Source organism: Streptomyces altiplanensis (genome assembly GCF_053591575.1).
In genome coordinates, this window is the sequence record NZ_JBSFUB010000172.1 from 1 (window position 1) to 7,889 (window position 7,889).

7 protein-coding genes are annotated in these 7,889 nt (G+C 70.4%); 2 read left to right on the plus strand and 5 right to left on the minus strand.

Translation table 11 applies throughout. From position 1 onward, the window contains the following. Both ACWD0Y_RS35400 and ACWD0Y_RS35405 read right to left on the minus strand, forming a co-directional pair. The coding region (locus tag ACWD0Y_RS35400; protein WP_450264368.1) for a pectate lyase family protein at positions 1–1,039 on the minus strand (1,039 nt) is incomplete at its 3' end. 112 nt (positions 1,040–1,151) lie between these two features. Next, entirely contained in the window at positions 1,152–2,075 is a 924-nt protein-coding gene (locus ACWD0Y_RS35405; protein WP_450264374.1) for an arabinan endo-1,5-alpha-L-arabinosidase, read from the minus strand. Between the two features lie 579 nt (positions 2,076–2,654). On the opposite strand from ACWD0Y_RS35405, the gene ACWD0Y_RS35410 reads away from it, so the two are divergent. Together ACWD0Y_RS35410 and ACWD0Y_RS35415 are read left to right on the plus strand one after the other, a co-directional pair. Then, the gene (locus ACWD0Y_RS35410; protein ID WP_450264369.1) at positions 2,655–3,452 is read left to right on the plus strand and encodes a pectate lyase; all 798 of its coding nucleotides are present in this window, start codon (positions 2,655–2,657) and stop codon (positions 3,450–3,452) included. Positions 3,453–3,495: 43 nt separating this feature from the next. Continuing rightward, positions 3,496–3,828 carry a hypothetical protein gene (locus ACWD0Y_RS35415; protein WP_450264370.1) on the plus strand — a complete coding sequence of 111 codons (333 nt, stop codon included), beginning with the start codon at positions 3,496–3,498 and terminating at the stop codon, positions 3,826–3,828. 85 nt (positions 3,829–3,913) lie between these two features. Here ACWD0Y_RS35415 and ACWD0Y_RS35420 read toward each other — a convergent pair whose 3' ends face one another. The 3 genes from ACWD0Y_RS35420 to ACWD0Y_RS35430 all read right to left on the minus strand — a co-directional run bounded on the left by ACWD0Y_RS35420 (position 3,914) and on the right by ACWD0Y_RS35430 (position 7,706). Next, positions 3,914–5,848 carry a rhamnogalacturonan lyase gene (locus ACWD0Y_RS35420; protein WP_450264371.1) on the minus strand — a complete coding sequence of 645 codons (1,935 nt, stop codon included), beginning with the start codon at positions 5,846–5,848 and terminating at the stop codon, positions 3,914–3,916. Positions 5,849–6,268: 420 nt separating this feature from the next. Further along, a complete protein-coding gene (locus ACWD0Y_RS35425) occupies positions 6,269–6,796 on the minus strand; it encodes a DoxX family membrane protein (protein WP_450264372.1) in 528 nt (175 codons plus the stop codon). 115 nt (positions 6,797–6,911) lie between these two features. Then, positions 6,912–7,706 (minus strand): sulfite exporter TauE/SafE family protein, encoded by a 795-nt coding sequence (locus tag ACWD0Y_RS35430; RefSeq protein WP_450264373.1) that lies wholly within the window; start codon positions 7,704–7,706, stop codon positions 6,912–6,914. Positions 7,707–7,889: the final 183 nt, after the last annotated feature.

Here is a 7,889-nt window from a genome sequence, read left to right on the forward strand (position 1 = left end):
GGGCTGGCCCGCGAGCGAGTCGTGCCGGCGGTTCTCCTTCTGCGCGACGAACCGGGAGACCGCGTCGGCGGCCACCCGCGCCCGCCGTCACCGAGGCGACGACGGAGGAGGCCGGCTCCGCCGTGTAGCTGTACGGCGGGTTCGTGAAGGAGCCCGTACGGGATATCTCGGTCGCGGCGCCTCCGAGGTCGTTGCCGCGCAGCACCGCGTACCCGTCGACGTCACTGCTGCGGCTGGTGGTCACGGCGAGCTTCGTCGTACGGAAGACGTTGTTCTCGACGAGCATCTGCGCGCCCATGCGGGAGTGCACGGCGGTGTCGGCGCCCTGGACGTAGTTGTCGTAGAAGTGGCCGGTGCCGAAGCGCAGGCTGGGGATGCGCGAGAAGACGTTGCTGAAGTGGTTGTGGTGGTACGTCACACGCAGGTGCCCGGTGTCCTCGGCCGCGTTGTTGTCGCTGTGGCCGACCAGGCTGCCCTTGAAGTGGTCCTTGAAGGTGTTCCAGGACACGGTGACGGAGTCGGACGCGTGCGTGATGTCCAGAAGTCCGTCGTAGTAGTCCTTGTCGCCCTGGTTGCGGTCGGCGGAGAAGGCGTTGTGGTCGATCCACACCTTCGTGGACTTCTGGACGGTGATGCCGTCGGCGGGGGCGACGGGCTTGCTGATGTTCAGGTTGCGGACGACGACGTTCGTCTTCTCCTTGATCCGCAGCCCGCCGCCGGTGAAGCCGGAGGACGAACCGACGCCCAGGACGGTGGTGTTGGATCCGATGTCGACCTGTCCGGACAGCGAGATCAGCCCGGACACCTTCACGACCTTGGCCGAATCGCTCGCGACGGCGGTCTTGAAGGCGGCGAGCGTGGAGACGGTGGTGGCGGGGGCGTTGCCGCCGCCCGTGGTGCCGGCGCCGAAGCCGATGGGCGCGGCTTCGGCGGCGCCCGCCGAGCCGGGGGCCAGCGTGGTGAGGGCGAAGGCAGCCGCGCAGCCGGCGGCGAGTGCGGCGAGACGCCGCGGGGCGGTGAGGGTACGGAGATCGCTCATGAGGGGGGTCCTTCCCTGGGTGGGGGGATGAGCGGGTGACGTGCGCCGGGCTCGCGGAGGACCGCGCGTCCCGGTCCCGGTGTCCGTGCGTGGTGTTGCCGTCGGTCCGCCGTCAGTACGCGGTGGGCCAGCCGCCGTTCCAGCTCAGCAGGTTGAGGCCGAGCTTGGGCGCACCGGCGTCATTGCCGTCGTAGTAGTGGTAGACGAGCAGGTCGCCGTCGGCGTCGGGCATGACGTCCTGCCCGCCGGGGCCGATCACCGAGCCCTGGGACGCCATGACCACGGTGCCGCCGTCGTTGTTCATCGCGACGCCGTTGCGGTCGTAGTAGGGCCCGGTGGGGTTGGTGGCCCGGCCGACCTTGATCTTGTACGTGGAGGCGGTGCCGCTGCAACAGGTGTCGTACGAGGCGAAGAGGTAGTAGTACCCGTTCCGCTTGACCACGGTCGGGCCCTCCACCGCCCTCGCCCCTGTGGAGCGCGAGGCGAGTGAGTGGCGGGTGGTGTCCCCCGCGTACTGCTTGCCGGTCCCGGGATCGAGACGGATCATCTTGATCCCGCTCCAATGGGAGCCGAAGGCCAGCCACCACTTGCCGTCGCTGTCGACGAACAGGTCCGGGTCGATGGCGTTGTAGTCGCTGCCGGAGGTGGAGGAGTAGACGATGCCCTGATCGCTCCAGCTGCCCGGCAGGCCGGTCGAGGAGGTGGCGAGGCCGATGGCGGAGGTGTTGGAGCCGAAGCTCGAAACGGAGTAGTACATCAGGTACCGGCCGCCGTGGTACGAGATGTCGGGCGCCCACGGGTCGTTCGCGGACGAGTAGCGCGACCACCAACCGGGCGGAGAGGAAAGGGCGTTGCCGTTGCGGCTGAAGGCGGTGCGGTCGGTGGAGGTGCGGGACTCCAGGTAGCCGTGGGTGGAGTAGAGCAGGTACCGGCCGTCCGGCTTGCGGAGCATGGTCGGGTCGTGGACGACCACGTCCCCCGTGACCCTTCCGGGTCCGGGATAGGCGGAGGCGCTCGACGGCATCAGGGCCAGCATGACGGCGGCGGGCAGGGCGAGGAACGAAGATCTGCGCAGAGTGCGGCTCACACGCTTCTCCTTCAACTCGGTGGTTCACATGACGCATTGTTCGAAATATCGAACGTTGATCGCGACTTCGGGCGTGCTGCTGAACGGGAAAAACGGGAGGAGGCCGCGCACCGGACGGCGATGGCGCGAACGGGAGCGGGGCGACCACTCGGCGCCCTGAAACCGGACGACGGCAACGGACCCGCGGCGGGGGCGCTCCCGGGCCGAGAGTGGCACGCCCCTCACCCCCGGGGCAATACCCTTGCGCTCCTTTCAGGGTTCACCTGTTCAGACAAAGTTCATGAATAAAAACAAGTCTCCTCTCAGCCCAACCCCCTCCCGGCGTACGCCTTCCCCCCTTCCGGGCCTGGTCGCACAGCCCGCACACCCGAAGGAACCGGAGGGAAAAGGGGGTACCGCGGAAGCATCCCGCCAGAAACACCGCACTCACCCGATTGACATGAACCCGTCCCCTCTCTAGTTTCTCGGCAACCGACCGAGTTCATGAACATGAACACGGCGGGCTGTGACTCATCAAGGAGGAGCACCATGGCACTACGCGACAAAACTCGGCGGGCCCTGCCGACATCCCGCGTTCTCCTGTCGGCCCTGGCTCTCGCCCTGCCGGCCGTACTGATCGGCAGCGGTCCCGCCGCGGCGGCCGCCTGGCCCACGCCGACCGGGCAGAAGGCCGTCCCCACCACGATCAAGGTGAGTGGGGTCGTGGACGGCAAGATGGTCCGTCACTACGGCAGCGGAGACCTCGGTTCCGGCGGTCAGGACGAGAACCAGGGGCCGCTCTTCGAACTGGCCGACGGCGCCACGCTCAAGAACGTGATCCTCGGCTCCCCGGCCGCCGACGGCATCCACTGCAAGGGCACCTGCACGCTCCAGAACGTCTGGTGGGAGGACGTCGGCGAGGACGCCGCCACCTTCAAGGGCACCTCCGCGTCCCAGACCATGACCATCGACGGCGGCGGCGCCCGCAAGGCGTCCGACAAGGTCTTCCAGCACAACGGCCCCGGCACGATGGTCATCAAGAACTTCCAGGTCAACGACTTCGGGAAGCTCTACCGTTCGTGCGGCAACTGCAGCAAGCAGTACCAGCGCCACGTGGTGATCCAGAACGTCACCGTCACCGCTCCCGGCAAGTCCCTCGCCGGCATCAACTCCAACTACGGCGACACCGCCCGGCTCTCGGCCGTCACCATCGTCGGCGACAGCAGCCGCAACATCGTCCCCTGCGAGCGCTACAAGGGCGTCACCAGCGGCGAACCCACCAAGCTCGGCAGCGGACCGGACTCCACGCACTGCCTGTACAGCGCCTCCAGCATCACCTACAAGTAACCGGCGCCCCCCACCTCGAACTCTCCGAGCAGAGGAACCCCCCATGGCAGAACCCTCTCTCCGTAAGAGAACACCCGGACTTCGCGACGGCGCCGGCCCGGCCGGCAGCAAGGTGGAGCCCCTCGACGCCGGTGGTGCCGCCTGGGACCCCCACCGGGGGAACACCGGCCGGAACGCCCACTCCTTCGCGCGGACGAGCAGGACGAGCAACACGTCCGGCGTGAACCCGAACACGACGGACGACTTCCCGCGGGCCCCCGGACGGCGCGGCGAGGCGAGCCCCTCCACGTACCGGTCCAGCGTGCAGGCGGATGCCGAGGTCTTCACCGGCAAGGGCCGGCCGGACACGAGTTCGTACGCCGCCACCGTCGGGTAGCGCGTCCACCGGAAGCCGCACGGGCACCGGGCCGGCTCCGCCCCACGGGCGGCGCCGGCCTCGGTGCGTGGCGGTGTGCGGCCGGTCAGCGGGCGTACACCGCCGGCCTCGGCGGAGCCGGCATCCTGTCGCCGATGAAGAAACTCGGGTGGGGCGGCTGGTTGTAGGCCGTGTTCTGCCAGGCGACGGCCTCGCGGTACTGGACGTCGTGCATCAGCGTGGTGATGCGCGTGGTGGTGACCGCGGTCGTGGTGTACACGCGCAGCGCGCTGCTGTCGGTGGTGCGCCAGACGACTTCCTCGCGCCAGTCGCCGAAGAGGTCACCGCTGAGGGCGGGGGTCGCCTTGGTGCCGTTGTTGGAGGCCACCCCGCTGCCGGTCAGCAGACGCGTCTCCCCGCCGGTGCCGTACTTGTCGACACGGGTGCCGTCGAGCAGTTCCCGTACGGGATCGGCGTCCCACCAGGCCAGGAAGTTCGTCGAGGAGGGCTTGCGGCCCGCGATCCGCCCGGCCGGGTCGCGTACGCCGTCCCCTCCGGTCGAGGACCAGGACTCGGCGCCCGCGCTGCCCGCCCAGATGTCGGCGGACACTCCTCGGCCGTTGTCGCCGCCCGCCGGGGTCGACCACAGGATCTGACCGGTACGCGCGTCGGCCATCCAGGAACTCGGCTTGGTGCTGTCCTCGTCGACCTTGAACACCTCCAGGCCGCTCCGGGAGGGGTCGAGGTCGCCGACGTGCAGGGCGTCCCCGTGGCCGTTGCGGGTGTTCCACAGCCCGCGGCCCGTGTCGTCGACGGCCATGGAGCCGTAGACGATCTCGTCACGGCCGTCGGCGTCCACGTCCGCGACGGAGAGGTTGTGGTTTCCCTGGCCGGCGTACGCGCTGTTGCCGGACGCACTGGAGTCGAAGGTCCAGCGCTTGGTCAGCCTGCCGTCGCGGAAGTCCCAGGCCGCGATGACACTGCGCGTGTAGTAGCCGCGCGCCATGACGATGCTCGGCCGCTGTCCGTCGAGGTAGGCGGTGGCGGCGAGGAAGCGGTCCACGCGGTTGCCGTACGAGTCGCCCCACGAGGAGACGGTCCCGCGGGGCGGGTCGTAGTCGACGGTGGAGAGCGCCGCACCCGTCCGGCCGCTGAACACCGTGAGGAACTCGGGGCCGGTGAGGATGTAGCCCCCGGAGTTGCGGTGGTCGGCGCCGGCGTTGCCGATGACCGTGCCCCGGCCGTCGCGGGTGCCGTCGGCCGTCTTCATGGCGATCTCGGCGGACCCGTCCCCGTCGTAGTCGTACACCTGGAACTGCGTGTAGTGGGCGCCCGCCCTGATGTTGCGTCCCAGGTCGATGCGCCACAACCGGGTGCCGTCGAGCCGGTAGGCGTCCATCAGGACGTTCCCGGTGTACCCGGACTGGGAGTTGTCCTTCGCGTTGGACGGATCCCACTTCACCACGAACTCGTAGCGCCCGTCACCGTCGAGGTCGCCGACGCTGACGTCATTGGCGCTGTACGTGAAGCCGTCACCGGCCGGCGGGACCTGGAGCGGCACGTCGCGGTAGCCGCCGCCGAAGGCCAGTGCCGGGGCGGACGGTTCCTGCTCCACTCCCCCGACGACGGCGCGCACCGTGTACGTGCTGCCCGCGGCGGCCCCGGAGTCGTAGTGGTTCGTCGACCCGGTGATCGGGGAGGCGTTGACCCTGACCGAGCCCCGGTAGAGGTTGAACGCCACGGTGTCGGGGTCGGTGGCGAGCCAGCGCCAGCTGACGAAGTTCCCGGTGCCCGAGCGGACGCTGACCAGGCCGCGGTCCAGGTCCTCCACCTGCCGTGCGGCGGCCGCCGCGGGCTGCGCCGCTCGCGGGGCGGCGGACTCGGGAAGTACCTGCGCGCCGGCCGTCCGGGAGGCCGCGGGGATCGCGGACGCCTGGGTCGCCGCGCCGGCGCCGGACAGGAGCGCCAGCGCCGCACCGGCGCACAACAGCCTCCGGGCCCTGGGAATTCTGGGGATTCTTCGTGAGACGTGCGGTGTCATCTGGGGGGTCCCTTCTTCGTCGGAGCGGCCCAGTGGTGACGCCGACCGGCTTTAAAACGATTCAAAAGCAGGCCGTGCGGGACGCGTGCCGAAATCGGTGTGGGAGCGCTCCCAAGGTCCCCGCTATATGACTGCCCGTCAAGATCTGGCGCAGAACTTTCCGTACTCCGTACCGCCCCGGCCGGCCGGGCCGCGAGCCCGGCGCGACACCCGGCGCGGGAGTCGTGTCAGCCGTCGGGGACCGCGAGGCCGAGCCGGCGGGAACGGTCCGGGTCCGCGCTCACGGGACCGGCGGGACGGCCGCGCGCGGCAGGCACCCTGCGGGGCGCGCTCAACGGCGTTCCGCATCCGGCCGCGCCGCTGTCCGGCGGGGGCATCGGGGTGAAGCGGTTCTGGAAGAAGGCCGCGCCGGCTGCGCGCCTACTCCTCGGCCCGGGCGGCTTCCGCCTGCTCCTTGCTGCGCTTGCCGAGGACCACGGCCGCCGCGAGCGCGCTGCCGGCGAAGGCCAGCGCCACGGTCCACGGCTGGTCGAACCGGTGCCCCGTGGCGTGGTCCACCGAGTAACGGCCCGCTCCGGCGATGCCGATGGCGGCCGCGGTGAAGCCGAGGAACCCGGGGTACTCGTAGCCGCCCGCCTGGGCGAAGAACCCGGCGGGCGCGTGTACGGCGACGGCCCCGGCCATGGCTCCGGCGGCCGCCGCGCCCGCCGCGGGCGTGGCGAGCCCGAGGGCCAGCAGCAGTCCGCCGCCCGCCTCTCCGAGTCCGGCCGCGACCGCACTCTGCCGGCCGGGCTTGAAGCCCATGTGTTCCATGGCCGTCGCGGTCGCCTCCACCCCTCCGCCACCGAACCAGCCCAGCAGCTTCTGCGCGCCGTGCGCCGCCAGTACCGCGCCGGTGCCCGTACGCAGTACGAGCAGGCCGAGGTCCCGTCGGTTGATGGATGTCATGGAGGTCTCTCCCGTTCGGCGAGGGGACGCGTCTACTGGTCCACCTTCGTCAGGAAACGCTCCGTGCGCACCTCGGAGCCGCCGTCGGGGGCCGACGGCCACGGCCGTCGGCCTGTCAGCGCAGCAGCAGCTGGAGGCCGCCCAGTACGGTCGCTCCGATCACCAGCTGTTCGAAGAGCCGCTGGTTGATCCGGTCCGCACACATGCGGCCGAGGTAGGCACCCGGGACGACGAAGAGCACCAGGGCCGCGTCCAGCAGCAGGGACCGCAGGTCGATCAGGCCGAGGCCGACACTGAACGGCACCTTCGAGGTGTTGACGATCAGGAAGAACCACGCCGACGTCCCCAGGAAGCCGAGCTTCCGGAAGCCGGCGGAGAGCAGGTAGAGCGACATGACGGGGCCGCCCGCGTTGGCGACCATCGTGGTGAACCCGCCGAGCACACCGTACGAGCGGGCCTTGAGCCGGCCACCGCCCGATGCCGTGTCCGTCGCTGTCGCTGTCGCTGTCGAGGGATCCGCCTCCGGTTCCGGTTCAGATTCCGGGGATGCGCGGCGGCGCCACAGCGTCACCCCCGCCATCAGCAGCAGGATCGCGCCGATCGACATGCGTACGGCGTCGTCGTCGGCCCACAGCATGAACACCGCGCCGGCCACCACACCCGCCGCGACCGCCGGGAACAACCGCAGCAGGGTCGGCCAGTGGGCGTGCCGGCGGTAGACGAGGACCGCGATCAGGTCTCCGGCGATCAGGATGGGCAGCAGTACCCCGGTCGATTCCCGGGCCGGCAGCACGGCGGCGAAGACCGCGAGGCTGATCGTGTTGGCCCCGCTGACGGCGGTCTTCGAGAAGCCCACCAGGGCCGAAGCGGCGGCCAGTGCCGCGAATTGCCAGAGTGTGATGGTGTCCATGCCAGGGCTGACGCTACAGCCCGGCCGGTCCGGACCCTCCTCCGTCCCCGGGTGTCTCAGTCTGTGGAACCCGGCCGGCGTGCGCGCACGGCGCCCACGCCGTACACCGGCCCGGAGATCCAGGATTCCGACACCGTCGAGCGGATGCGCATCGCGGGCCGCATCGCCGCGCAGGCGATGGAG